Origin of the sequence: Pseudomonas antarctica (genome assembly GCF_001647715.1) — a bacterium.
GTDB classification, from domain to species: Bacteria; Pseudomonadota; Gammaproteobacteria; order Pseudomonadales; family Pseudomonadaceae; genus Aquipseudomonas; species Aquipseudomonas antarctica_A.
Genome location: NZ_CP015600.1, coordinates 4635712 through 4659055, shown reverse-complemented (window position 1 = coordinate 4659055; position 23344 = coordinate 4635712). Strand labels below are relative to the sequence as shown.

The following is a 23344-nucleotide window of genomic DNA, read 5'->3' as shown; positions in this document are numbered from 1 at the left end:
TTTTGCTTCTACTTGCCGCTTGAAGCTTGACGCTAATAGCTGCTTTTCTGCCACACTTGCCGGCCGTGCATAAATAGACGACCTGCAAAGTACCTGATGACTGACCAAGCGCCCGCTATCGACCAACTGCTGAAAAACCTCGATCACGCCATGCTCGCCGACCGCCACCGCTTGCGGCGCCAGTTGCTCGAGCTGCGCAAGAAACCCGATGAGGAGAAGCTGGCGCAATGGGTTACGCGCATGCAGGCGTCCTGCGCCCAGGTGACGGCGCGGCGTGCCAGCCTGCCGGTGATTCGTTATGACGACAGCCTGCCGATTGCCGCCAAGCGCGACGAGATCAAAGAGGCACTCCTCAAGCATCAGGTGCTCATTATTGCGGGCGAAACCGGCTCGGGTAAGACCACCCAGTTGCCGAAGATCTGCCTGGAAATCGGTCGGGGCCAGTACGGTTTAATCGGCCATACCCAGCCGCGCCGAATTGCGGCGCGCAGCGTCGCCAGCCGTGTCGCTGAAGAACTGGCGACGCCGCTGGGCGCGCTGGTTGGCTATCAGGTGCGCTTCGAAGACCAGAGTGACTCCAACACCCTGATCAAGCTGATGACCGACGGTATTTTGCTGGCCGAAACCCAGAACGACCGCTACCTGGAACGCTACGACACGATCATCGTCGACGAAGCCCACGAGCGCAGCCTGAACATCGACTTCCTGCTCGGCTACCTGAAAACCCTGCTGCCGCGTCGTCCGGACCTCAAAGTCATCATCACCTCGGCGACCATCGACCTGGAGCGCTTTTCCAAGCACTTCGACGATGCGCCGATTGTCGAAGTCTCGGGCCGCACTTTCCCGGTGGACACCTGGTATCGCCCGCTGACCCTGGAGCAGGACGAGGAGGGCAACCGTGTCGAGGACGATTTGACCGTTGACCAGGCAATCCTCGCCACCCTTGATGAAATTGCCGCCTATGAGCGCAGCGAACGGCGCAGCCCCGGTGATGTGTTGGTGTTTTTGCCGGGTGAGCGCGAGATTCGCGACGCCGCCGACATGCTGCGCAAGGCCCAGCTCAAACACACCGAAATTCTGCCGCTGTATGCGCGGCTGTCACCGGCCGAACAGCAGCGTATTTTCCAGTCCCACCCGGGTCGGCGTGTAGTGCTGGCGACCAACGTGGCGGAAACCTCGCTGACCGTGCCGGGCATTCGTTATGTGATCGACAGCGGCACCGCGCGTATCAGTCGCTACAGCTATCGCGCCAAAGTGCAGCGCCTGCCGATCGAAGCGATTTCCCAGGCCAGCGCCAACCAGCGTAAAGGCCGGTGTGGCCGTGTAGAGCCGGGCATCTGCATCCGCTTGTACAGCGAAGAGGATTTTATTGGGCGCCCGGAATTTACCGACCCGGAAATTTTGCGTACCAACCTTGCTGCCGTCATCCTGCAGATGCTGCACCTGCGCCTCGGCGAAATCACCGACTTCCCGTTTATCGAGCCGCCGGATGGCAAGGCCATCAGCGACGGTTTCAACCTGCTGCAAGAACTCTCGGCGGTAGACCGTAACAGCCAACTGACGCCGCTGGGTCGCCAATTGGCGCGTCTGCCGGTGGACCCGCGTATGGGGCGCATGTTGCTCGAAGCTGCCAAGCTCGGCAGCTTGCAGGAGGTGTTGATTGTCGCCAGTGCGATGTCGATCCAGGACCCGCGCGAGCGCCCGCCCGAGCGTCAGCAAGCTGCCGATCAGGCCCACGCACAGTGGAAGGATGTGGATTCCGACTTCGCCGGTTTGGTTAACCTGTGGCGTGGTTTTGAAGAACAGCGCCAGGCACTCACCGCCAGCCCGTTGCGTAACTGGTGCCGCAAGAACTTCCTGAATTACCTGCGGCTGCGCGAGTGGCGCGATTCTCATCGCCAGCTCAGCCTGATTTGCCGCGATATGCAGCTGACCGTTAACAAAGAGCCGGCGGACTTTGCGAAACTGCACAAAGCCGTGCTGTCCGGTCTGTTGAGCCAAATTGGCCAGAAGACCGAAGACGGCGATTACCTCGGCGCGCGTCAGCGGCGCTTCTGGATTCACCCGTCCTCGGGCATCGGCAAAAAACGCCCGCAATGGCTGATGACCGCTGAACTGGTGGAAACCACCAAGCTGTATGCGCGCATGGTGGCGAAAATTGATGCGGACTGGATCGAGCCCCTGGCCGGGCACCTGATCAAGAAAAACCACTTCGAACCGCACTGGGAGAAGAAGCGCGGCCAGGTCGTGGCGTTTGAGCAGATCACCCTGTTCGGGTTGATTGTGGTCGGGCGGCGGCCGGTGCATTACGGGCCGATTGACCCGGTGGTGTCGCGCGAGCTGTTTATCCGCGAAGGTCTGGTGCGGGGCGAGATTCAATCCCGGGCCAAGTGCCTGACGGCGAACCAGCAACTGCTGGAGCAGCTTGATGAACTGGAGGCCAAGGCGCGGCGTCGCGACATTCTGGCGGACGAAGAAACCCTCTACGCCTTCTACGACGCGCGGCTGCCGGCGGAGATCCACCAGACGGCCACCTTCGACAGCTGGTACAAGGTCAACAGTCAGAAAGACCCGCAATTGCTGATCATGCGCGAGGAAGACGTGCTGGCCCGCGAGGCCAGTGAAGTCACCGCCGCGCATTACCCGGACACCCTTCACCTGGGCGACTTGGCCCTGGCCCTGAGCTATCACTTTGAACCCAACCACCCGCGCGACGGTGTGACCCTGCGCGTGCCGGCGCCGCTGCTGCCGGCGCTGCCGCCGGAGCGCCTGGACTGGCTGGTGCCGGGGGTGATCGAAGCCAAGTGCATCGCGCTGGTGCGCAACTTGCCCAAGGCGCTGCGCAAAAACTTTGTGCCAGTGCCGGATTTCGTCAAGGCGGCGCTGCAACGTATCGAATTTGGCCAGGGTTCACTGCCCCAGGCGCTCGGGCGCGAATTGCTGCGCATGACGGGCGCACGGGTCAGCGATGAAGCCTGGGCCGAAGCGGCGCAGCAGGTGGAAAACCACCTGAAGATGAACCTGGAAGTGGTCGATGGCCAGGGCAAGTTCCTCGGCGAAGGCCGCGACTTGGCCGAGCTGACTGCACGCTTTGCCGAGGCCAGCCAGGCTGCCTTGGCCGTGCCGCAAACCGCGAAAAGCCAGCAGCCGGTGGAAGCCAAGGTGTTCGCGGCGGTGGCGGAGAAGACCCAGCAAAAGATCGCCGGCCTGTCGATGACGGTCTACCCGGCGCTGGTCGAAGAGAACGCTACGGTCAAGGAAGGGCGCTTTTCGACGGCCGCCGAAGCCGAGTTCCAGCACCGCCGCGCCTTGCAACGCCTGCTGATGCAACAACTGGCGGAACCGGCCAAGTTCCTGCGTGGCAAATTGCCCGGGCTGACCGAGTTGGGCCTGATGTACCGCGAATTGGGGCGCATTGACGCGTTGGTGGAAGACATTTTGCTGGCCAGCCTCGACACCTGCGTACTGGACGGCGAAGCCAGCCTGCCGCGAGACGGCGCGGGCCTGGCCGCCCTGGCCGAGCGCAAGCGTGGCAGCTGGACCGAACACGCCGAGCGCCTGGCCCGCTTGACCCTGGAGGTGCTGAAACTGTGGCACGGCTTGCAGAAGCGTTTCAAAGGCAAGATCGACCTGGCCCAGGCTGTGGCGTTGAACGATATCAAGCAACAGCTCAGCAACCTGGTTTATCCCGGTTTTGTCCGGGAAACGCCGGCGCAGTGGTTCAAGGAGTTACCGCGTTTCCTCAAGGCCATCGAGCTGCGCCTGGAGAAGTTGCCAAGCCAGGTGCAAAAAGATCGCGTTTGGAGCTCTGAGCTGGGCGGCCTGTGGGCGCAGTACCAGAGCCGGCTGAACAAACACGCCCAGGAAGGCAAGCGCGACCCCCAGCTGGCACTCTATCGCTGGTGGTTGGAGGAATATCGGGTGTCGTTGTTTGCCCAGCAGTTGGGCACCAAAGTGCCGATTTCCGACAAGCGTTTGAGCAAGCAATGGAGCCTGGTGGAGGCTTGACGTGGTTCTTGGCTAACCGGACACACCCCATCCAATGTGGGCGCTGGCTTGCCCGCGATGCTGACACCACCGTGTCTGATTGATATCGGGTCGATGCCATTGCAGGCAAGCCAGTTCCTACAGATGAATCGGGGGTTTATCCGGCAAATGGCGCCAAATCCCCAGGGTTGTGGCAAACTTCGCGGTTATAAATGCCGGGATCGTCGTAATGGGCTGGTGCGCAGCCGCGGCGCGATGGAATAAAGCGTTGCCAGTTTGATGCCCGCTGGACGGGATCGAACGACTTAAAGTTTGGTACGACGGTACCAATATCTTCTGCCTGACAGATTTAGAGGAACGACCGTGCATAACGTCGTCATCAGCGGCACTGGCCTGTACACCCCGGCCAACAGCATCTCCAACGAAGAGCTGGTGCAGTCTTTCAACGCCTACGTGCAGCAGTTCAACAGCGACAACGCTGCCGCTATCGAGCGCGGTGACGTGCAGGCGCTGACCGAGTCCAGTGCGGCCTTTATCGAAAAGGCGTCCGGCATCAAGAGCCGTTTTGTCATGGACAAGGACGGTATCCTCGACCCGCAGCGCATGGCGCCGCGCCTGCCCGAGCGCAGCAATGATGAGTGGTCGGTACTCTGCCAGATGGCCATCGGTGCTGCCGAGCAAGCCCTTCAGCGCGCCGGCAAGACGGCTGCCGACATCGACGGCGTAATCGTTGCCTGCTCCAACCTGCAACGCGCTTATCCGGCCATCGCCATCGAAGTCCAGGAAGCCCTGGGCATCGCGGGGTTTGGTTTTGACATGAACGTGGCCTGCTCCTCGGCCACCTTCGGTATCCAGAACGCCGCCAACAGCATCCAGCTGGGCCAGGCGCGGGCGATCCTGATGGTCAATCCGGAAGTCTGCACCGGTCACCTGAATTTCCGCGACCGCGACAGCCACTTCATCTTTGGTGATGCGGCCACTGCGGTGATCCTCGAGCGCGCCGACCTGGCGACCTCCGAGCATCAGTTCGACGTGGTGAGCACCAAGCTGCTGACCAAGTTCTCCAACAACATCCGCAACAACTTCGGCTTTCTCAACCGCACGGCGGAAGAGGGTATCGGCGCGCCAGACAAACTGTTCGTGCAGGAAGGCCGCAAAGTCTTCCGAGATGTCTGCCCGATGGTCGCCGAACTGATCGCTGTGCACCTTGAAGAAAACCAGTTGAATGTCTCCGACGTGAAGCGGTTCTGGCTGCACCAGGCCAACCTGAGCATGAACCACCTGATCGTAAAAAAACTGCTGGGCCGTGAAGCCTCGGTGGAAGAGGCGCCGGTGATTCTCGACACCTACGCCAACACCAGTTCGGCCGGTTCGGTGATTGCGTTCCACACCTACCAGGATGACTTGCCCAAAGGCTCCGTGGCAGTGCTCAGTTCGTTTGGTGCGGGCTATTCGATCGGCAGCGTGATCCTGCGCAAGCGCTAAACGTGGTCAATGTGGCATCGGGTTTGCCACACTGATTGGGTTTGCACTTTGAAATAGAGGTTCCAATGGCGGCAGCGGACGACGCGCACCTGCTTGAACGGCTGCTCAAAGGCGAGCAGCGGGCCTATAAAGAATTGGTCACGACCTACCAGAGCGCCATGCGCGCGGTGGCCTATGCGATTGTCGGCCAGCGTCACGCCGACGAAGTCGTGCAGGACGCCTGGCTGTCGGTGGTGCGCAACCTGGCCAAGTTCGAAGGGCGCTCCAGCCTCAAGACCTGGCTGCTGACCATCACGGCCAACTCGGCCAAGGGCCGCTATAAACAAAATCGACGGGAAGTATTGCTCGACGATTTGCCCTCACCCCATGGCACCATCGGTGACGATCGCTTCGTCCCCGACGATGGGCACTGGGCTGTCGCCCCCTACGCCTGGCACCAGGACACTCCGGAAGCCCTGCTGACCGAGGATGAGCTGCGCAAATGCCTGGAGCATACGTTGCTGAGTTTGTCGGAGTTGCAAAGCAGCGTGCTGGTGCTGCGTGAGCGCCAAGGTTTGGAGTTGGAGGAGATTTGTAATCTTCTGACGCTCTCGCTCTCCAATGTTCGTGTGCTGTTGCATCGAGCACGGCTTAAAGTCTTCGCCACGGTGGAGCATTTTGAGGAAACGGGCGAATGTTGACCTGTAAAGAGCAAGTGGCGCGGTCCAGTGACTATCTCGATGGGCAATTGACCTTTCGTGAGCGTCTGCTGGTGCGTCATCACTTGATGTTCTGCCCTAATTGCCGGCGATTTATCCGCCAGATGCGCCTGATGCAGGCGACGCTGAAAATCATGCCGGAGGCGCCGGTGAAGGATGCTGATGCATTGGCTGAGCAGTTGGCGGCCGAACGCCTGAAAGGGAAGTGAAGCGGCTACAAGTTTTAAGCTACAAGCTGCAAGTGGCGCGCCTCTTCTTGAAGCTTGCCACTTGCCGCTCAACGCTGTTTTTCTAGAACTTGGCTTCAGCATCCAACTGCAGGGTGTTGGTGTTGGCATCACGCTGGGTGCGGCTGGCGTAGTCAGCCTTGGTCAGGAAGTACGTGGCGCCGAGGGCAAAGTTCTTGTCGATGTCGTAGCTGACCTTCATCTTGTGACCGCGCGAACCGGTGGTGCCGTTGGCAAAGTCCGAGTCGGTGAAGGCGCCAACCACGGCGTCACGCTGGATATCACGGTAGTTGTAGTCCAGGTTGAAGCCGAACACCTTGGACTTGGCACCGATCAACCACGCGGTGTCCTGATCGGTCACGGCATCGTTGTTTTTCACGTACTGGCCGTAGAACGCCAGGGGCACTGCCAGGCCGCCGATGTCAGCCTGGGCGAAACCTTCATACAGGCGGAATTGGTTGTCGGCCGAGTTGCCGTTGACTGCCAGTGCGCAAGGCGTAGTGGTCGTCGTGCACCGGCTGTCCTTGTCGTTCTGGTAGGCGTAGACACTGCCACCCAGGGTCATTTTCAGGTTGTCGGTGACCGAGAAACGCGTCCCCAACTGGCCGGATGTCAGGCGCAGGTCGTGGCGAAATTGCACGCCGTCGCCGTCGACGTTGTCCTTGAGGTTGTAGTTACCCAGGCTGCCGAACAGCTCTGCGCTGCTGCCCAATGGGTATTTGTAGGTAAGGGCCAGGCCTTCCGGGTTGATGTCGCTGTCCCAGATCACATCGCCCATGTTCACCCACGGCTGCAGCATCTTGCCGCCGATCACGTGCAGGTTCTTGATCTGATCCGGGTGATAGTCGATGTAGCCCAGGTCCAGCCAGATCGACTTCTTGTCGAAGTAGTTGTCCTGGTCCTGGTTGGTGGACCGCGCGTCGTCGCTGCTGCCGGTGGCAATGCGAATGCCGGTGTCCACTTGCGAGTTGACTTCGGTGTACGCGCCCAGGCGGGCACGGATGCGCTGGCGGTCCTTGTCACGGCCACCGTTGTTGGATTCGCCCTGAATCTTCACGGTTTCCTGACGGAAGCGCACGTCACCCTTGAGTTGGGTGCGGGCGGCCCACGCCAGCTTCTGGTCGAACACGCTCAGGTCGTTGGTTTTTTTCGCGGTGGCCGCGATCTGTTCGTTGGTCTCTTGTTGAGCTTGCTGTGCGATCTGCTTTTCTTTCTGGTCTTTGGCCAATTCCGCTTGCAGTTCGGTGTACTGCGCAGCGGTGATCTGGCCGTTGGCCTTGAGCATGTCGAGCAATTTAGCGTCGACTGCAGCGCTGACCGGAACGCTGAGGGCCAGCAACAGGCCGCCACACAGGACCGCCGCAGTTTTAGTGGAAGCAAGACGCATATCAATCTCCGAAAGTGAGGAGGGATGGCAAACCATCCAGGACACAACCGACCGATGACGGACGGAAAATAGCCGCCTGCTAGAACCAGGCGCTCTAAAAAACAGGCGTCAGTATCGCGATCACTCATGACGAGACAGTGGCTAAGTGATGTCACGCAGATGACAAATTATTTAATAACGGAACCAATTGTTTCTGGGTTTGTCCGGCGTGGTTCGAGGTGTGCCCAGCGCTGTGATAGGCGATACTCGCGAAGCTTTCACGCCAACAAACAGTGAGGATGCCGATGCCGTTGCAACGCCTGGACAACCTGTCCGAAATCGCCCCCCATGTTTGGGATGCCCTGGTGCCGCAGGCGCAGCCCTTTGTGCGGCATGCATTCCTGAGTGCCCTGGAAGACAGCGCCAGCCTCGGCCCGCAATCGGGCTGGCAACCTGAGCATCTGCTGCATTGGGAGGGCGATCACCTGGTGGCGGCACTGCCTAGTTATCGCAAGTGGCATTCCTACGGCGAATACGTGTTCGATCACGGTTGGGCGGATGCCTGTGAGCGCGCGGGCATTGATTACTACCCCAAGTTGCTGACGGCGGTGCCGTTCAGTCCGGTCAGCGGGCCGCGCTTGCTGGCGAGGAACGTCGAGGACGGTTTTGAACTGCTCAACAGCCTGCCGGGCTACCTGGAAATCGAAGGGCTCTCCAGCGCCCACATCAATTTCACCGACCCGTTGGCCGACGATGCGTTGTCGCAACAACCGGGCTGGTTGCAACGTTTGGGCTGCCAGTTTCATTGGCAAAATCGGGGCTACCGCGACTTTCAGGACTTCCTTGACGCTTTGAGTTCGCGCAAGCGCAAACAGATGCGCAAAGAACGCGAGCAAGTGGCGGGGCAGGGCATCGACTTCGAATGGCTGCAAGGCCATGAACTGAGCGAAGCGCAGTGGGATTTTGTCTACGCCTGCTACGCCAACACCTACGCGGTGCGCCGCCAATCGCCCTACTTGACCCGTGCATTTTTCAGCCTGCTGGCCGAGCGTATGCCCGAGGCGATTCGCGTGGTGCTGGCCAAACAAGGGTCACGCCCGGTGGCCATGGCATTCAGCCTGATCGGTGGCGACAGCTTTTACGGACGTTATTGGGGCTGCCTGGCGGAGTTCGACCGCCTGCATTTCGAAACCTGCTTCTACCAGGGTATGGATTACGCCATCGCCGCAGGCCTGCAACGCTTCGACGCCGGCGCCCAGGGCGAGCATAAGTTGATTCGCGGGTTTGAGCCGGTGATTACGCGCTCATGGCACTACCTGCGCCATCCGGGTTTGAAGAGTGCTGTCGAGGATTTTCTGGAGCGCGAGCGCGTGGGGATTCTGGCGTATGCCGAAGAGGCGAGGGCAGCCCTGCCTTATCGGCAGGGCTGAATTCGTGCAGAAGGGGCTTGGCTGAGCCCCAACGCATTAATCGATGCCGACAAACCCGCCAGTCTGATGCTGCCACAACCTGGCATACAGCCCACCATGGGCGAGCAGCTCGGCATGGCTGCCCGTCTCGGCGATCTGGCCTTTCTCCAGCACGACCAGCCTGTCCATCCGTGCAATGGTCGACAGCCGGTGCGCAATTGCAATCACCGTCTTGCCCTGCATCAGGGTCTCCAGGCTTTCCTGGATCGCCGCTTCCACTTCCGAGTCCAGCGCTGAAGTGGCTTCATCCATGATCAGAATCGGCGCGTCCTTGAGCAGTACCCGTGCGATGGCGATGCGCTGGCGTTGCCCGCCGGAGAGCTTCACGCCGCGCTCACCCACGTGGGCATCCAGGCCGTTGCGGCCTTCGGCGTCCGACAGCAGCGGGATGAATTCATCGGCGCGGGCCTTGCGGATGGCGGCGGTGAGTTCATCGTCGGTGGCATCCGGCTTGCCGTACAGCAAGTTGTCACGGATCGAGCGGTGCAGCAGCGAGGTGTCCTGGGTGATCATGCCGATCTGTGCGCGCAGGCTTTCCTGGGCGACTTCGGCGATGTTCTGACCGTCGATCAGGATACGCCCGCCTTGCAGGTCGTACAGGCGCAGCAGCAGGTTGACCAGCGTCGATTTGCCTGCACCGGACGGGCCGATCAAGCCGATTTTTTCCCCGGCCTTGATGTTCAGGTTCAGGCCACCAATGATCCCGCTCTTCTTGCCGTAGTGGAAATCCACCTGCTCGAAACGCACTTCGCCATGCGGCACGTTCAGGCGGGGGGCATTCTCGCGGTCGGTCACCGCCAGCGGCGCCGCGATGGTTTTAAGACCGTCTTGCACCATGCCGATGTTTTCGAAGATGCCGTTGACCACCCACATGATCCAACCGGACATGTTGACGATACGAATCACCAGGCCGGTGGCCAGGGCAATCGCGCCGACGGAGATCAGTGACTGCGTCCACAGCCACAAGGCCAGGCCGGTGGTGGTGACAATCAGCAGGCCGTTCAAGATGGCGATCGTCACGTCCATGCTGGTGAGCACGCGTGCGGCCAGTTGGGTTTTTTCGGTTTGCTCGATGATCGCTTCCTTGGCGTATTCCTGCTCATTCTGCGTATGGGCGAACAGCTTCAAGGTCGTGATGTTGGTGTAGCCATCGACAATACGGCCCATCAACTTGGATCGCGCCTCGGAGGAGATCACCGAGCGTTCCTTCACGCGGGGCACGAAGTAGCGCAGTGCAACGCTGTAACAAATAATCCAGCTGATCAGCGGGATCATCAGCCGCCAGTCGGCCTCGGCAAACAATACGAGCGAACTGATCGCATAGATCGACACGTGCCAGATGGCTTCCGCCGTCGCCACCGACGAGTCACGCAACGAGTTGCCGGTTTGCATGATGCGCTGGGCGATGCGCCCGGCGAAATCGTTCTGGAAGAAATTCAGGCTCTGCTTGAGCACGTAGCTGTGGTTTTGCCAGCGAATCAGGCTGGTCATGCCGGGGTTGATGGTCTGGTGCACCAGCAAGTCATGCAGGCCGTTGAAGATCGGGCGTAGCAACAGGGCGACCACGGCCATCCAGATCAGCTCGGTGCTGTGGATCTGGAAGAAGTTGGCAGGCGGCGTGCCCTGGGCCAAGTCGATGATGCGGCTTAGGTAGCTGAACAATGCCACTTCGATCAGCGCGCCGATCAGGCCCACCACCAGCAAGGCGGCAAAGCTTGGCCACACCTGGCGCAGGTAGTAGAGGTAGAAGGGCAGGACTTTGTCGGGAGGGGCGGCGCTGGGGGCGTCGCGGAAGATATCGATCAGTTGTTCAAAGCGACGATAGAGCATTAGGTTGACGCCCGCCTGGCGGGCTCTCCTGTTCAAATGCGCGCGGTGCCTTGTGAGCACCGCACGGAACTACCTGCAGACCTCAGTCGATGAGTTTCGCCGACTTGATCACAACAGGATCGATAGGCACGTTTTGCATGCCCTGCTTGGTGGTGGTCTGCGAGTTGACGATGACGTCTACCACGTCCATGCCTTTGACGACTTTGGCGAACACGGCATAACCGGCGTCACGGCCCGGGTCGAGGAACGCATTGTCGGCCACGTTGATGAAGAACTGGCTGGTGGCCGAGTTCGGGTCATTGGTGCGCGCCATGGACAAAGTGCCCCGCACGTTATGCAAGCCGTTGCTGGCTTCGTTCTTGATGGGCGCTTTGGTCTCCTTCTGCGACATCTGCGCGGTGAACCCGCCGCCCTGGACCATGAAGCCCGGGATTACCCGGTGGAAGATCGTGTTGGTGTAGAAACCGCTGTCGACGTAGGCCAGAAAGTTCTTGGTGCTGATTGGCGCCTTGACCGGGTCCAGTTCGATTTCAATGTCGCCATTGGTGGTGGTGATCAGTACGTGCTGGGCCTTGGCGGGCTCGGCAGCCATCAGGTTGGCCGCGAACAGTACGGAGCCGGCAAAGAAGGCGATTTTTTTCAGCATGGGTCAGTGATCCTGGGTAGTGGTTTCGACTGTCTTTAGAAAATCGAGCAAGGTAGCGTTAAAGACATCGGGTTGATCCAAGGGCGTGGCATGGCGGGAATCCTCGATCACCACCAGCCGCGCATCGGGCAGCAGTTTTACATAGATTTCTTTCTGCGCCACGGGGGTGTAATCGTGGTCGGCGCTGATGACCAGGGTTGGACTGGTAATTCTGGAAAGTTGTTCCTGCACGCCCCAGCCCACAATTGCGTCGAAGCTGGCGAGATAAGCACGTTTGTCGTTCTTTGCCCAGCGCTCGGCCATCTTGCGACGCAGGTCGTGTTGGTCCGGCTTGGGGAATAATCGGTCGCCCAACGCCTTGCCGATGGTCGCCAGGCTAAGCAATCGCGCCAGGCTCCAGCGCTTGGCCCATTGCCAATAGTCATCGGCACTGCGCACTTTGACTTCGGGCGCGCTGTTGACGATGCACAGGCTCTTGACCAGGCCGGGTTCATCCACGGCCAACTGGAAGGCAATCATGCCGCCCATGGACAAGCCCACCACATGGGCCGGTGGCAGGTTCAGGTGTTCAGTCAAGGCGATCAGGTCGACGGTGAAGCCTTTGATGCTGTAGCGCTCGCGCGGTTTGTCGGAACGACCGTGACCGCGTACATCCACTACGATCAGGCGGTAATGCCTGGCCAACACTGGAATTTGCAGCTCCCAGTCCAGGCTGCTGGAACCCAGGCCATGGATCAGAATCAGCGGGGTGCCGTGGCCGTATTCCTCGTAATGCAGGCTGCATCCTTCATGGTCGAACCAGGCCATGCACGAACTCCGTTTCAGGCTTGTTGGGGGGCGGCGAAAGGCGCATCCAGAGGGGCGGTGTCAAAGGTGCGCAGCAACTCCACAAGAATCTGCGTGGCCGGGCCCAGAGGTTTGTCCTTGTTCGCATAGAGGTAGAACGTCGGGTTGCGGCTGCCGCCCTTTTCCAAGGGTAGCTGCTTGAGCAGGCCTTCGTTGAGTTCGCGTTCAATCATGTGCCGGGGCAACCACGCAAAGCCCAGACCGCTGCTGACGAAGGCGGCGGCGGTGGCCAGGCTGCCGACGGTCCAGCGCTGTTCGGCGCCGAGCCAGCCGACATCCCGCGGCTGCTGGCGGCCGGAGTCGCGGATCACCACCTGCATCTGGCTCTCCAGGTCCTGGAAACTCAACTCGCGGTTCAGGCGATGCAGGGAATGCTCGGGGTGGGCCACGGCAATAAACTCCACATCGCTCAATTCCGTGCCCAGGTAGCCCGGGATGATGAAGCTGCTGATGGCCAGGTCGGCCACGCCCTCCATCAATAGCTCTTCAACGCCTGACAGCACTTCTTCGCGCAGGCGAACGCGGCAGCCACGGCTTTGCGGCATAAAGGCGGTGAGGGCGCGCACCAGGCGCGCATTGGGGTAGGCGGCATCCACCACCAGGCGTACTTCGGCTTCCCAGCCTTGTTCCATATGGTGGGCGAGGTCTTCCAGTTGGCTGGCGTTTTTCACCAGTTGTCGGGAGCGCCGTAACAGCACTTCACCGGCTTCAGTGAGTACGGCCTTGCGCCCGTCGATGCGCAGCAGCGGCACGCCGAGCTGGTCTTGCATGCGCGCCACGGTGTAACTCACCGAGGACTGCGAACGGTGCAGTGCTTCAGCCGCCTGGGCGAAGCCACCATGGTCGACCACGGCCTGCAGCGTGCGCCATTGATCGAGGGTAACGCGGGGCGCTTTCAAGATGAGCTCCTCTTGTCCTAAGCTGGCAGTCCTTATTGGAGACTGCCGAATGAGAAAATTCTGTTGTGTGCTGCTGGCGCTGCTGCCATTGACCGCGTTTGCCTATACCACTGATGTTTCCAAAGATATTCAGGGGGTGAAGATCGATTACAGCGCGTCCGACATCGACAGCAATATCAGTTCGATTCGATTGACCAACTACGGGGCCAACGACGCGGTATGCAAAATGGTCTTCACCAACGGCCCGGAGGCGCCGCGTGCGCGTAAAGTCACGGTCGAAGCGGGCAAAAGCACCAACACCACGGTCAATTTCAGCCGGAGCATTATCAAAATGCGCATCAAGCTGACCTGCGTTCCAAAATAAAGCAGCAGCGGAGCATGCCCACGGCAATACTCCGCTTATAAACAAATTTATAGATTGGTTATAGCAGTTTTTTGCGCTTTTTTATCGAATGAGCCCTGGCTAATCTTTTCTCCATCGCCTTACAGCATTTGCAGATGGAGCCTACCTAGCCATGTCCAACGTTCTGATCATCGAAAGCAGCGCCCGCCAGCAGGATTCGATCTCCCGCCAGCTGACCCAAGAGTTCATCAGCCAATGGCAGGATGCTCACCCTGCGGATCAGATCACCGTGCGTGACGTGGCGCTCAACCCCGTGCCGCACCTGGATGCCAACCTGCTCGGCGGCTGGATGAAGCCCGCCGAACAGCGCAGCACTATCGAACAGGCGTCCCTGGACCGCTCCAACGAATTGACCGACGAATTGCTCGCCGCCGACGTGCTGGTAATGGCTGCACCGATGTACAACTTCGCTATCCCCAGCACCCTCAAAGCCTGGCTGGACCACGTGTTGCGTGCCGGTGTGACCTTCAAGTACACCGCCACTGGCCCACAGGGTTTGCTGAACGGCAAGCGCGCCATTGTGCTGACTGCTCGCGGCGGCATCCATACCGGTGCCAGCTCCGATCACCAGGAACCTTACCTGCGCCAGGTCATGGCCTTTATCGGGATTCATGACGTCACTTTCATTCATGCCGAAGGGGTGAACTTGAGCGGTGACTTCCAGGAAAAAGGCATTAACCACGCCAAAGCGCTGCTGGCGCAACTCGTGGCATGAGCCGAGTAAACGTTTAATCGTCACATAATCGCGGGGTGTTTATATCGCTTCACGCAAACCCTTCAAGTACGCGTATCGAACCTCCCTTTGCACTTGTTGCTCCTGAGTGCTCCTACCCGACTGCCGCTATAGCGAGGTCGGGTTTTTTTTGCGCCGAGTTCCGTCAAACACCGAAAACCCTTAAAGTCGCGCCCATTCGAAACGAGGCGCGCATGGGCTATCTACTGGTTGTCACCCTGATTCAGGCATTTTCCTTCAGCTTGATCGGCGAATACCTCGCCGGTCATGTCGACAGCTACTTCGCCGTGCTGGTGCGCGTGGTGCTGGCCGGGTTGGTGTTTATCCCGCTGACCCGCTGGCGTTCGGTAGAACCCAGGTTCATGCGCGGCATGCTGGTGATTGGCGCGCTGCAGTTCGGCGTGACCTATGTGTGCCTGTACCTGAGCTTTCGCGTGCTCACGGTGCCGGAGGTGTTGCTGTTCACCATCCTCACGCCATTGCACGTGACGCTGATCGAAGATGCCCTCAATCGACGCTTCAATCCTTGGGCGCTGGTCGCTGCACTGGTGGCGGTGGGCGGCGCGGCCGTGATCCGTTTCGACCAGATCACCCCGCACTTCCTTGGCGGCTTCTTGCTGCTGCAACTGGCCAACTTCACCTATGCCGCCGGGCAGGTGATGTACAAGCATCTGGTGGCGCGTTATCCGAGTGATTTGCCGCATTATCGGCGGTTTGGCTACTTCTACCTGGGCGCATTGATCGTGGTGTTGCCGGCATTCCTGCTGTTCGGCAAAGCCGACTTCCTGCCGCAAGCGCCACTGCAATGGGGCGTGCTGGTGTTTCTCGGGTTGGTCAGCACCGCGCTGGGTATGTACTGGTGGAACAAGGGCGCTTGCCTGGTCAATGGTGGCACCCTGGCGGTCATGAACAACCTGCATGTGCCGGTGGGGCTGTTGCTGAACCTGCTGATCTGGAACCAGCACGAGCCGCTGGGTCGCTTGGCGTTGGGTGGCTTGGTGATTCTGGGGGCGGTGTGGATCAGTCGGTTGGGTGTACGCAAGGAAGCGATCCACCGCTGACCGCCTGTGTGAGCGGGCAATCCCGCTCCCACAGGAGAAGGGTGGCGTTATACAGCGCTGCGTTCGAGTGCGGGCAAATGACTGGCCCCCAACACCGCGGGCAAAACACCTGCGCGTAAATCATTGCCGCTCGGCTGCTGATACACGCTCAAGCCGAACTCCGGCAACACCGCCAGCAGATAATCAAAAATATCCCCCTGGATACGCTCGTAATCCGCCCACGCCGTGGTGCGGGTGAAGCAGTAGATTTCCAGCGGCACGCCTTGGGCGGTGGTTTGCATCTGGCGCACCATGCAGGTCATGTTCGGCTGGATGTCCGGGTGGCTTTTCAGATACGCCAGGGCATACGCGCGGAAAGTGCCGAGGTTAGTCATGCGGCGGCGGTTGGCCGACAGTTGCGCGCTGTTGCCTTGGGCTTCATTCCAGGCCTTGAGTTCGGCCTGCTTGCGGCTGATGTAGTCAGTGAGCAGGTGCACCTGGGTCATGCGGGCTTCTTCATCGTCGCGCAGGAACCGCACGCCGCTGGCGTCGATATACAGGCTGCGCTTGATGCGGCGCCCGCCGGACGCCTGCATGCCGCGCCAGTTCTTGAACGACTCGGACATCAGGCGCCAGGTCGGGATGGAGACGATGGTCTTGTCGAAGTTCTGCACCTTCACCGTGTGCAGGGTGATGTCCACCACGTCACCGTCGGCGCCGACCTGCGGCATTTCGATCCAGTCGCCGACCCGCAGCATGTCGTTGCTGGTCAGTTGCACGCTGGCGACGAATGACAGCAGGGTGTCTTTGTAGACCAACAAAATCACCGCCGACATCGCACCCAAACCGGACAGCAGCAACAACGGCGAGCGGTCGATCAGGGTGGCGACGATGATGATCGCGGCAAACACGAACAGCACCATTTTCGTCAGTTGCACATAGCCCTTGATCGAGCGGGTGCGGGCATGCTCGGTGCGTGCGTAGATATCCAGCAAGGCGTTGAGCAGGGCGCTTACCGCCAGCGTCATGAACAGGATGGTGAACGCCAGCGCCACATTGCCGATAAACAACGTGGCGGTTTTGCTCAGTCCCGGCACCAGGTAAAGGCCGAACTGAATCACCAGGGACGGCGTCATCTGCGCCAGGCGATGAAAGACTTTGTTGTGCCGCAGGTCATTGAGCCAATGCAGCGCCGGCTGTCGGCCGAGTAATTTGACGGTGTGGAGAATGAGGTACCGCGCTACCCGTCCGAGCAGCAGGGCCACCACCAGCAAAACCAGCAGACCCAGGCCGGAATGCAGCAACGGGTGTTGGTCGAGGGCGCCCCAAAGGTCTTGGAGGTTGAGCCAGAACTGTTTGATATCCATGGGTGAAACCGATTCTTCTGTAAGACAACACGGGCCGATTAGAGCATTTAAGTGCAACAAAGTTGGTTTTACGGACAAATGTCTTAACAAAAAAGCAGCTGATTCGCGCTGTTCGCGTAAAGAAACTCGGTTTGGACGCCCGAAACCGTTACCCTATGCAGCTGATATTTTGTATTTCTTCGAGGTAGCACCCGTGTTTTCCCAATTCGCCCTGCACGAACGCCTGCTCAAAGCCGTGGCCGAGCTTAAATTTGTCGAGCCTACGCCTGTGCAAGCAGCGGCCATCCCGCTCGCGCTCGAAGGGCGTGACCTGCGGGTGACGGCTCAAACCGGGAGTGGCAAGACTGCCGCTTTCGTCCTGCCGATTCTGAACCGCCTGATTGGCCCGGCCAAAGTCCGTGTCAGCATCAAGACCCTGATCCTGCTGCCGACCCGTGAGCTGGCCCAACAGACCTTGAAGGAAGTGGAGCGCTTCTCGCAGTTCACCTTCATCAAGTCCGGCCTGATCACCGGCGGCGAAGACTTCAAGGTCCAGGCCGCGATGCTGCGCAAAGTGCCAGATATTCTGATCGGCACCCCAGGCCGCATGATCGAGCAACTCAATGCCGGCAACCTTGACCTCAAGGAAGTCGAAGTACTGGTACTCGACGAAGCCGACCGCATGCTCGACATGGGCTTTGCCGACGATGTGCAACGCCTGGTGGCCGAGTGCGTCAATCGCCAGCAGACCATGCTCTTTTCCGCCACCACCGGCGGTTCGACCCTGCGCGACATGGTTGCCAAGGTCCTGAACAATCCTGAGCACTTGCAGGTCAACAACGTCAGCGATCTGAACGCGACCACGCGCCAGCAGATCGTCATGGCCGACCACAATGTGCACAAAGAACAGATCCTCAACTGGCTGCTGGCCAACGAGACCTATCAAAAAGCCATCGTATTCACCAATACCCGCGCCGCTGCCGACCGTATCTACGGTCGCTTGGTCGCGCAGGACTACAAGGCATTCGTGCTGCACGGTGAGAAAGACCAGAAGGATCGCAAGCTGGCCATCGACCGTCTCAAGGCCGGCGGCGTGAAAATCCTGGTGGCCACCGACGTTGCTGCCCGCGGCCTGGACGTGGATGGCCTGGACATGGTCATCAACTTCGATATGCCACGCAGCGGCGACGAATACGTGCACCGTATCGGCCGTACCGGGCGTGCCGGCAACAATGGCCTGGCGATCTCGCTGATCTGTCACGGCGACTGGAACCTGATGTCGAGCATCGAACGCTACCTCAAGCAGTCGTTCGAGCGCCGCACCATCAAGGAAGTCAAAGGCACTTACACCGGGCCGAAGAAGGTCAAGGCGTCGGGCAAAGCCGTCGGCGTGAAGAAGAAAAAAGTCGATGCCAAGGGCGACAAGAAAAAGGCCGGCGCCAAGTCGCCGACCAAGCGCAAGATCGCCAATCGGCCGAAGACCGACAACCTGTCGCTCGTCAGCAAGGACGGCATGGCGCCGCTCAAGCGTCGCAAGCCAGAAGCGCCTGCTGCCGAGTAAGGTTGCGTTGATATGAAAAAACCGGACGATGTCCGGTTTTTTTATGCCTTCAGTTTTTTGTCTTGGCGGCGGCTTCGTCGAGGTCTTTCAGGCGTTGATCGATCAATTGGCATTTGTCGGGTAAATCGGCAGCGGTCGTGTCCATATCCATTTTCTGCAGCTCTGCATTTATTTCTTTGGCCTTGGTGGGGTTTTGCTTCGTGAGCTTGGTCACTTCCTGTGCCAGTTGCTCGCGTTTCGCCGTGGCCTCTTCCGGTGTGCACGCCCAAACGGGCAGGGCGGTCATCAACGTGGCGGCGATGGCCAGGTTCTTCAGGGTTTTCATGGTCGGACGTCCTTGGCAGTGGTGTTCAGTTGAGGGGGCGAACGTCTGGAAAGTTCAGAGAAATGACGCCCGTCCATTCGGCTGAACGGCCAGTCACGGGGCATGTCACACCTTTAGACGGGCTACTTTTCCAACGGCCTGCAGGAGGAATCAGGATGACGACTTACAACTGGGATTTGATCGAACGTCTGCTGCATGAAGTGCAGAATGGCGAGGGCAGCTTTGCACCGCGCAAATATGCCGAGCAGGAGGCTGCCGATAAGGCGACTGCAGGCGAGTCCACCGGCAATCTGGACACGCTTAAAAAGACCGCTGCCGACTATGAGGCGTTGTTGTTCAAGCGTGAGTTCATTGAATCGCGCCCCGAGGAAGAGGGCGGCAACGGTGAGAACTTCATTTTGACTGCGCGAGGTGCGCAACTGCTGGCGCTGATCGACAGTTCGATTCCGGGCAATGACCACCCGCGTCAGGTGTTGGATGAGCAGGCGGATGCGCTGGAGCCGGCGACGTTTGATGAAGTAGCTTCGAAGGCGCAGATTGCTTAAAGGCACTACGCAGGCCCATGTGGGAGCGGGCTTGCTCGCGAATGCGGTGAATCAGTCACACGATAGATCGACTGAACAACGGCCTTCGCGAGCAAGCCCACATTTTAAATGGCGGTAGCCTTGAGGCATTTGAGTGCCTTGAAATCGTTGCGTACGCTATCGATCTTCTGTGTCAGCTTAAGCCGTTGCTGCACGGTGCTTTCAGCCATCAAATCCACAATCAGGCTGCGTGCCGCTGCTTCAGTCTGGGCATAGGCGACCCGGTATTCCGGGGGCCAGAGGCTCTCTCGATCCACCAGCAATTGCTCAATTTTCTGTGGGAAGTCGGCGCTCTGGCGTTGCTGCACCGCGGCGATAAATTGCGCCTGCCAGCGGGCGCGGTTGCCGATCCACTGCTCATTTTGCTCACCCAGCGCAATCGACCAGGCGGTGACGCGGTTTTGCTGGCTGGCGCTGAGCGGGCCCATCCACGCGTCAAGGCGTTTGCTCATGCGCTGGGCGCGTTCCTTGATCTGCTGTTCCAGTGGCGGCTTGAGGTATTCGTCCTGGCGTTTGCGCAGGTCCTTGGCCAGGGCGTCGTTCATGTCCTTGACCTGTTGATCATCCAGGCCTTTGAGCAATTCGATCGCTGACGGCGTGATTTGCCGCGCCACTTCAGCAATCGCTTCTTTGGCTTCGACGGTACGGGCCTGTAGCGCGGCATCGGTGACCTGGTTGTTGTCGACCATCTGTTGCAGGCGATCAAGCCAGTCCAGGTAGCCTGGCAATTGCGTGGTGCAGTGCCAGGCCAGGTGTTGCTTGAGTGTGTCGTTGAACCAGCTCTTCTGCCCGGCATGCATGTCCAGGTAGTCGCTGAGGGTCCAGGGGATAATCACGTCCAGGTTGCGGTAGGCGAGGCCTACACGATTGCAGCCGGCGAGTACCAGGCTCAAGGTCAGCAGTACCACCAGAAGTTTGAGCCGACGCAGCATGGGCAGGTCCTTGCGCAGATGGGGTTAGTGCATGTGAACCTGCGCGGTGCGCGACAGTTCAGCCCATCAATAAAACGACCGCACAGCCTTCAAGGTCAACAGGCCATCGCATTGCGAATTGTGTCCTGAGTAGGCTGAGCAGCTTCCGCCGCTGAGGCTGGAGTCGCTGTAGATCAAGTCCAAGTCGACACCCTTCCAGGCGCGGGAGAATTGTACCGACCAGTCGCTGAAGCTGCTGATGGAGCCACCCTCCACCGACGCCGGGGTGCCCAGTTGATGAGTGGTGTACTTCATGCTGACGCCGATGCCGAAGGGTTGCGTACCGCCGAGATCGGCAAAGAGCGTGCTGTCCTGGCGGTCTGGGTCGTTACTGAAGGAGGCGCCGAAGCGATTGCCCAGCAGGTTCAGGCCGCCATAGAACTCCTGGCTGTCCAGAGGGCTGAGCTTGGGGTAGCTGTAGTGGATCATGCCCACTTCATAGCCCAGGGTTTGGTCGAAGGGGTGTTTGAAGCCCATGTAGGAATCGACTTCGAGGTTGTTGGCTGATGACAGCCCCATGTTCGGTGAGAATTGGCCGAAATACACGCCGCTGTTGTGGCTCAGGTCCAACCCGCCGTGGAACGAATCGCTACCGGGCGAGGTGGGTTTGACCAGACCCTGGGCCATGCTGCGGCTTGGTGTGGTGCCCAATTTCAGGTCGAAATCGCCTAACTCGCGCTGAAAAATCTGCGCTTGCGCAAAGGGGCTGGCCGCAAGGGCAGCGATCAGAAAAAAGCAGGGCTTGAGCATGCTTCACTCCATGAAAAGCGAGGAGCAGTGACAGAGGAAATCGGGCAGATGCCCGTACTAGACGTGTGCAAGCATACCGGCGAAAGCTGGGCGGTGAGCCCCGTTCGTCGATTAGCGCAATACGGTGTGATGCAGAAAGGGTGTCTCGGGCTCTAGTCCTAGCGCCTTGAGGACAAGACGCTTAGGGACCAGGTGTAATGCGCGGGTGTTACTTCTTGCCCAGGCTGATCTGCTTGGACGGGCCGAAAGTCTGGCCGCTCACGCCCTTGGCAATTTGCTGGATTTCACCGCCGGACTTGAGGAACGCAGCAATCTGGCTGTTGATCGATTCGCTGGTTTCAACGGCTGGAGCTGGCTTTGCTTTGCTGTTGGATGCTTTTACGCGCATGGCGGCCACTAACCTGTAGAAAATTAACTTGGCCAGGCATCGTACAGGAAATACTTGACAATTGCTTGGTAAATATCCCCCGGGAATAATGGGTGCGCTCATATTCAGCCAAAGTTTGGCGTTGAAATAACCCCCTAACTTACTGTTTTAACTGGAAACCATAGGGCGGATGGCCGCTCGTCCCCGATGAAATTGAAATGATTGATCAGACGAGCGGGGCGCTGCCAGTAAAACGCCACGCCAGCCCTCGATTTTTCAGGGGAACGCGCGTGCCGAGCGCAACTCGGGTAGAATGCTGCCCACGTAACGAGGGTATTTGGAAATGGCTTTAGTCGGGCGCTACAACAGCTTGCAAGTGGTTAAACACACTAACTTTGGTTTGTACCTGGACGGTGCGCAAGATGGCGAAATCCTCTTGCCCAACCGGTATATCCCAAAAGATATTCCCAGTGAAGATGAAGACTGGCTTAACGTTTTCATTTATCTGGACAGCGATGACAAACTTATCGCGACGACTGAGAAGCCGAAAGTTCAAGTCGGCGAATTTGCCAGTTTGAAAGTAGTCGAAGTCAACAGCATTGGCGTATTCCTCGACTGGGGTTTGCCCAAGGATCTGTTGCTGCCGTATTCGGAAGAAAAACGTCAGCTGACCGCCGGGGAATATTGCGTCGTGCATGTCTACCTCGACAAGCACACCAAGCGCATCACCGCCACTGCACGGCTGGACCGCTACCTGGACAAGACGCCTGCCAACTACCAGGTAGGCCAGGAAGTCGATCTGCTGGTGGCTGAAGCCACGGACATGGGCTTCAAGGCGATCATCAACAACAAGCACTGGGGCCTGATCCACAAGAACGAAGTGTTCAAGTTCCTGCGCCCGGGCAAGGAAGAGAAAGGCTTTATCAAAGAGATTCGTGCCGATGGCAACATCAGCCTGAGTCTGCAGCCGGTCGGCCAGGAAGCGGCCTCCAGCCTGAACTCGAAAATCCTCGCCAAATTGCGTGAAAACAACGGCACCTTGCCGGTCAGCGATAAAAGCGACCCGGCAGTGATCAGCAACTTGTTCGGCGTCAGCAAAGGCAACTTCAAGAAGGCCATTGGTGCGCTCTACAAGCAGGGTCAGATTGTGATTCATGCCGACCGCATTGAACTAAGCTGAGTGGGGTTTGCTCTTCTGTAGGAGCAAATGTGCTCCTGCAGAGGTGGTGTGAATGTCCAAAAAATCGTTGTTCGCCTATCTCGGCACCTTGCTGGCTTTCCTGGTGCTCGACGGCTTCTGGCTCGGCGTCCTCATGGGCCCGACCTACAAGTCCCTGCTGGGTTCGCTGATGCTTGATCAGCCGCGCCTGTTGCCCGCCGTGTTGTTCTATCTGCTCTATGTCATCGGTTGCGTGGTGTTTGTAGTCCTGCCAAGCGCCAGTTGGCAGCGTGCTGCGCGCCTCGGTGCCTTGCTTGGGTTGGTCGCCTATGGCACCTACGATTTGAGCAATTGGGCCACGTTGCAAGGCTGGTCCGCGGGCCTGGCGATCATGGACATGGCCTGGGGCATGTTTCTGACGGCCGCATGCTGCACTGTCGGCTACCTGTGTGCACATCGGGTGCACCACTGATTGTGTACAGGATTTATGTGCACCGTTGCTGAGCGGAGTCCCCGTCTTTAATCCACGCTGAACCCCTTTGGGACGCAATTTCAGAGGGATTGTGTGCCATTGGCACGCATTCTGCTGAATGCCTCGTATACAAACCATGCCGCCTTCCGTATGCACCGTGTTACGGAAGCGCAGGCCGGT

Annotated in this window: 22 protein-coding genes; 12 read left to right on the top strand and 10 right to left on the bottom strand. The window is 59.2% G+C overall.

Annotated features, from left to right (window positions below; translation table 11 throughout):
- Positions 1-96: 96 nt before the first annotated feature.
- The 4 genes from hrpA (at position 97) to A7J50_RS21065 (ending at position 6379) form a co-directional block, all read left to right on the top strand.
- Entirely contained in the window at positions 97-4008 is a 3912-nt protein-coding gene (gene hrpA / locus A7J50_RS21080) for an ATP-dependent RNA helicase HrpA (protein ID WP_064453549.1), read from the top strand.
- Positions 4009-4350: 342 nt separating this feature from the next.
- Positions 4351-5472, top strand: coding sequence for a beta-ketoacyl-ACP synthase III (locus tag A7J50_RS21075; protein WP_064453548.1), 1122 nt, complete (start codon positions 4351-4353; stop codon positions 5470-5472).
- Positions 5473-5537: 65 nt separating this feature from the next.
- Positions 5538-6152 (top strand): RNA polymerase sigma factor, encoded by a 615-nt coding sequence (locus A7J50_RS21070; RefSeq protein ID WP_064453547.1) that lies wholly within the window; start codon positions 5538-5540, stop codon positions 6150-6152.
- On the top strand, positions 6146-6379 hold the full coding sequence (locus A7J50_RS21065; protein ID WP_064453546.1) for an anti-sigma factor family protein: 234 nt from the start codon (positions 6146-6148) through the stop codon (positions 6377-6379). Before A7J50_RS21070 ends, A7J50_RS21065 begins: the two co-directional genes overlap by 7 nt.
- An 82-nt stretch (positions 6380-6461) precedes the next feature.
- Here the strand turns inward: A7J50_RS21065 and A7J50_RS21060 are convergent, their stop codons facing one another.
- Positions 6462-7784 carry a putative porin gene (locus A7J50_RS21060; RefSeq protein WP_064453545.1) on the bottom strand — a complete coding sequence of 441 codons (1323 nt, stop codon included), beginning with the start codon at positions 7782-7784 and terminating at the stop codon, positions 6462-6464.
- Positions 7785-8068: 284 nt separating this feature from the next.
- Here A7J50_RS21060 and A7J50_RS21055 point away from each other — a divergent pair, with 284 nt between their 5' ends.
- Positions 8069-9193 carry a GNAT family N-acetyltransferase gene (locus A7J50_RS21055; protein WP_064453544.1) on the top strand — a complete coding sequence of 375 codons (1125 nt, stop codon included), beginning with the start codon at positions 8069-8071 and terminating at the stop codon, positions 9191-9193.
- Between the two features lie 36 nt (positions 9194-9229).
- Here the strand turns inward: A7J50_RS21055 and A7J50_RS21050 are convergent, their stop codons facing one another.
- The 4 genes from A7J50_RS21050 to A7J50_RS21035 form a co-directional block, all read right to left on the bottom strand.
- The gene (locus tag A7J50_RS21050; RefSeq protein ID WP_064453543.1) at positions 9230-11062 is read right to left on the bottom strand and encodes an ABC transporter ATP-binding protein; all 1833 of its coding nucleotides are present in this window, start codon (positions 11060-11062) and stop codon (positions 9230-9232) included.
- 82 nt (positions 11063-11144) lie between these two features.
- Positions 11145-11708 (bottom strand): peptidylprolyl isomerase, encoded by a 564-nt coding sequence (locus A7J50_RS21045; protein ID WP_064453542.1) that lies wholly within the window; start codon positions 11706-11708, stop codon positions 11145-11147.
- A 3-nt stretch (positions 11709-11711) separates the two neighbouring features.
- Positions 11712-12515 (bottom strand): alpha/beta fold hydrolase, encoded by an 804-nt coding sequence (locus A7J50_RS21040; RefSeq protein WP_064453541.1) that lies wholly within the window; start codon positions 12513-12515, stop codon positions 11712-11714.
- A gap of 14 nt (positions 12516-12529) precedes the next feature.
- Entirely contained in the window at positions 12530-13453 is a 924-nt protein-coding gene (locus A7J50_RS21035) for a LysR family transcriptional regulator (protein WP_064453540.1), read from the bottom strand.
- Positions 13454-13502: 49 nt separating this feature from the next.
- On the opposite strand from A7J50_RS21035, the gene A7J50_RS21030 reads away from it, so the two are divergent.
- The 3 genes from A7J50_RS21030 to A7J50_RS21020 all read left to right on the top strand — a co-directional run bounded on the left by A7J50_RS21030 (position 13503) and on the right by A7J50_RS21020 (position 15650).
- Positions 13503-13817 carry a hypothetical protein gene (locus tag A7J50_RS21030; RefSeq protein WP_064453539.1) on the top strand — a complete coding sequence of 105 codons (315 nt, stop codon included), beginning with the start codon at positions 13503-13505 and terminating at the stop codon, positions 13815-13817.
- Positions 13818-13968: 151 nt separating this feature from the next.
- Positions 13969-14571, top strand: a complete 603-nt coding sequence (locus A7J50_RS21025) for an FMN-dependent NADH-azoreductase (protein ID WP_064453538.1) — start codon at positions 13969-13971, stop codon at positions 14569-14571.
- A gap of 212 nt (positions 14572-14783) precedes the next feature.
- Positions 14784-15650, top strand: coding sequence for a carboxylate/amino acid/amine transporter (locus A7J50_RS21020; RefSeq protein ID WP_064453537.1), 867 nt, complete (start codon positions 14784-14786; stop codon positions 15648-15650).
- Positions 15651-15697: 47 nt separating this feature from the next.
- Here A7J50_RS21020 and A7J50_RS21015 read toward each other — a convergent pair whose 3' ends face one another.
- Complete coding sequence (locus A7J50_RS21015; RefSeq protein WP_064453536.1) at positions 15698-16996, bottom strand: mechanosensitive ion channel family protein; 1299 nt, start codon at positions 16994-16996, stop codon at positions 15698-15700.
- A gap of 193 nt (positions 16997-17189) precedes the next feature.
- On the opposite strand from A7J50_RS21015, the gene A7J50_RS21010 reads away from it, so the two are divergent.
- The gene (locus tag A7J50_RS21010; RefSeq protein WP_064453535.1) at positions 17190-18536 is read left to right on the top strand and encodes a DEAD/DEAH box helicase; all 1347 of its coding nucleotides are present in this window, start codon (positions 17190-17192) and stop codon (positions 18534-18536) included.
- Positions 18537-18585: 49 nt separating this feature from the next.
- On the opposite strand, the gene A7J50_RS21005 is transcribed toward A7J50_RS21010, so the two are convergent.
- A complete protein-coding gene (locus tag A7J50_RS21005) occupies positions 18586-18861 on the bottom strand; it encodes a hypothetical protein (RefSeq protein ID WP_064453534.1) in 276 nt (91 codons plus the stop codon).
- Positions 18862-19016: 155 nt separating this feature from the next.
- Between A7J50_RS21005 and A7J50_RS21000 the strand changes: the two genes are divergently transcribed.
- Positions 19017-19406 (top strand): hypothetical protein, encoded by a 390-nt coding sequence (locus tag A7J50_RS21000; RefSeq protein ID WP_064453533.1) that lies wholly within the window; start codon positions 19017-19019, stop codon positions 19404-19406.
- 104 nt (positions 19407-19510) lie between these two features.
- Here A7J50_RS21000 and A7J50_RS20995 read toward each other — a convergent pair whose 3' ends face one another.
- The 3 genes from A7J50_RS20995 to A7J50_RS20985 form a co-directional block, all read right to left on the bottom strand.
- Positions 19511-20377, bottom strand: a complete 867-nt coding sequence (locus A7J50_RS20995) for a DUF6279 family lipoprotein (protein ID WP_064453532.1) — start codon at positions 20375-20377, stop codon at positions 19511-19513.
- A gap of 66 nt (positions 20378-20443) precedes the next feature.
- Positions 20444-21166: a TorF family putative porin gene (locus tag A7J50_RS20990; RefSeq protein WP_064453531.1), complete on the bottom strand. Its 723-nt coding sequence runs from the start codon at positions 21164-21166 to the stop codon at positions 20444-20446.
- 208 nt (positions 21167-21374) lie between these two features.
- Positions 21375-21554, bottom strand: a complete 180-nt coding sequence (locus tag A7J50_RS20985; RefSeq protein WP_003193095.1) for a hypothetical protein — start codon at positions 21552-21554, stop codon at positions 21375-21377.
- 322 nt (positions 21555-21876) lie between these two features.
- Here A7J50_RS20985 and A7J50_RS20980 point away from each other — a divergent pair, with 322 nt between their 5' ends.
- Positions 21877-22713: a S1 RNA-binding domain-containing protein gene (locus A7J50_RS20980; RefSeq protein WP_017134857.1), complete on the top strand. Its 837-nt coding sequence runs from the start codon at positions 21877-21879 to the stop codon at positions 22711-22713.
- Positions 22714-22765: 52 nt separating this feature from the next.
- Entirely contained in the window at positions 22766-23164 is a 399-nt protein-coding gene (locus A7J50_RS20975) for a DUF2177 family protein (RefSeq protein ID WP_064453530.1), read from the top strand.
- Positions 23165-23344 lie beyond the last annotated feature (180 nt).

Excerpts from the sequence above, each read along its gene's own strand:
- hrpA (WP_064453549.1), top strand. The coding sequence starts at position 97 with ATGACTGACCAAGCGCCCGCTATCGACCAACTGCTGAAAAACCTCGAT.
- A7J50_RS21070 (WP_064453547.1), top strand. The coding sequence starts at position 5,538 with ATGGCGGCAGCGGACGACGCGCACCTGCTTGAACGGCTGCTCAAAGGC.
- A7J50_RS21065 (WP_064453546.1), top strand. The coding sequence starts at position 6,146 with ATGTTGACCTGTAAAGAGCAAGTGGCGCGGTCCAGTGACTATCTCGAT.
- A7J50_RS21060 (WP_064453545.1), bottom strand. The coding sequence starts at position 7,784 with ATGCGTCTTGCTTCCACTAAAACTGCGGCGGTCCTGTGTGGCGGCCTG.
- A7J50_RS21055 (WP_064453544.1), top strand. The coding sequence starts at position 8,069 with ATGCCGTTGCAACGCCTGGACAACCTGTCCGAAATCGCCCCCCATGTT.
- A7J50_RS21050 (WP_064453543.1), bottom strand. The coding sequence starts at position 11,062 with ATGCTCTATCGTCGCTTTGAACAACTGATCGATATCTTCCGCGACGCC.
- A7J50_RS21045 (WP_064453542.1), bottom strand. The coding sequence starts at position 11,708 with ATGCTGAAAAAAATCGCCTTCTTTGCCGGCTCCGTACTGTTCGCGGCC.
- A7J50_RS21040 (WP_064453541.1), bottom strand. The coding sequence starts at position 12,515 with ATGGCCTGGTTCGACCATGAAGGATGCAGCCTGCATTACGAGGAATAC.
- A7J50_RS21030 (WP_064453539.1), top strand. The coding sequence starts at position 13,503 with ATGAGAAAATTCTGTTGTGTGCTGCTGGCGCTGCTGCCATTGACCGCG.
- A7J50_RS21025 (WP_064453538.1), top strand. The coding sequence starts at position 13,969 with ATGTCCAACGTTCTGATCATCGAAAGCAGCGCCCGCCAGCAGGATTCG.
- A7J50_RS21020 (WP_064453537.1), top strand. The coding sequence starts at position 14,784 with ATGGGCTATCTACTGGTTGTCACCCTGATTCAGGCATTTTCCTTCAGC.
- A7J50_RS21015 (WP_064453536.1), bottom strand. The coding sequence starts at position 16,996 with ATGGATATCAAACAGTTCTGGCTCAACCTCCAAGACCTTTGGGGCGCC.
- A7J50_RS21005 (WP_064453534.1), bottom strand. The coding sequence starts at position 18,861 with ATGAAAACCCTGAAGAACCTGGCCATCGCCGCCACGTTGATGACCGCC.
- A7J50_RS21000 (WP_064453533.1), top strand. The coding sequence starts at position 19,017 with ATGACGACTTACAACTGGGATTTGATCGAACGTCTGCTGCATGAAGTG.
- A7J50_RS20995 (WP_064453532.1), bottom strand. The coding sequence starts at position 20,377 with ATGCTGCGTCGGCTCAAACTTCTGGTGGTACTGCTGACCTTGAGCCTG.
- A7J50_RS20990 (WP_064453531.1), bottom strand. The coding sequence starts at position 21,166 with ATGCTCAAGCCCTGCTTTTTTCTGATCGCTGCCCTTGCGGCCAGCCCC.
- A7J50_RS20985 (WP_003193095.1), bottom strand. The coding sequence starts at position 21,554 with ATGCGCGTAAAAGCATCCAACAGCAAAGCAAAGCCAGCTCCAGCCGTT.
- A7J50_RS20980 (WP_017134857.1), top strand. The coding sequence starts at position 21,877 with ATGGCTTTAGTCGGGCGCTACAACAGCTTGCAAGTGGTTAAACACACT.
- A7J50_RS20975 (WP_064453530.1), top strand. The coding sequence starts at position 22,766 with ATGTCCAAAAAATCGTTGTTCGCCTATCTCGGCACCTTGCTGGCTTTC.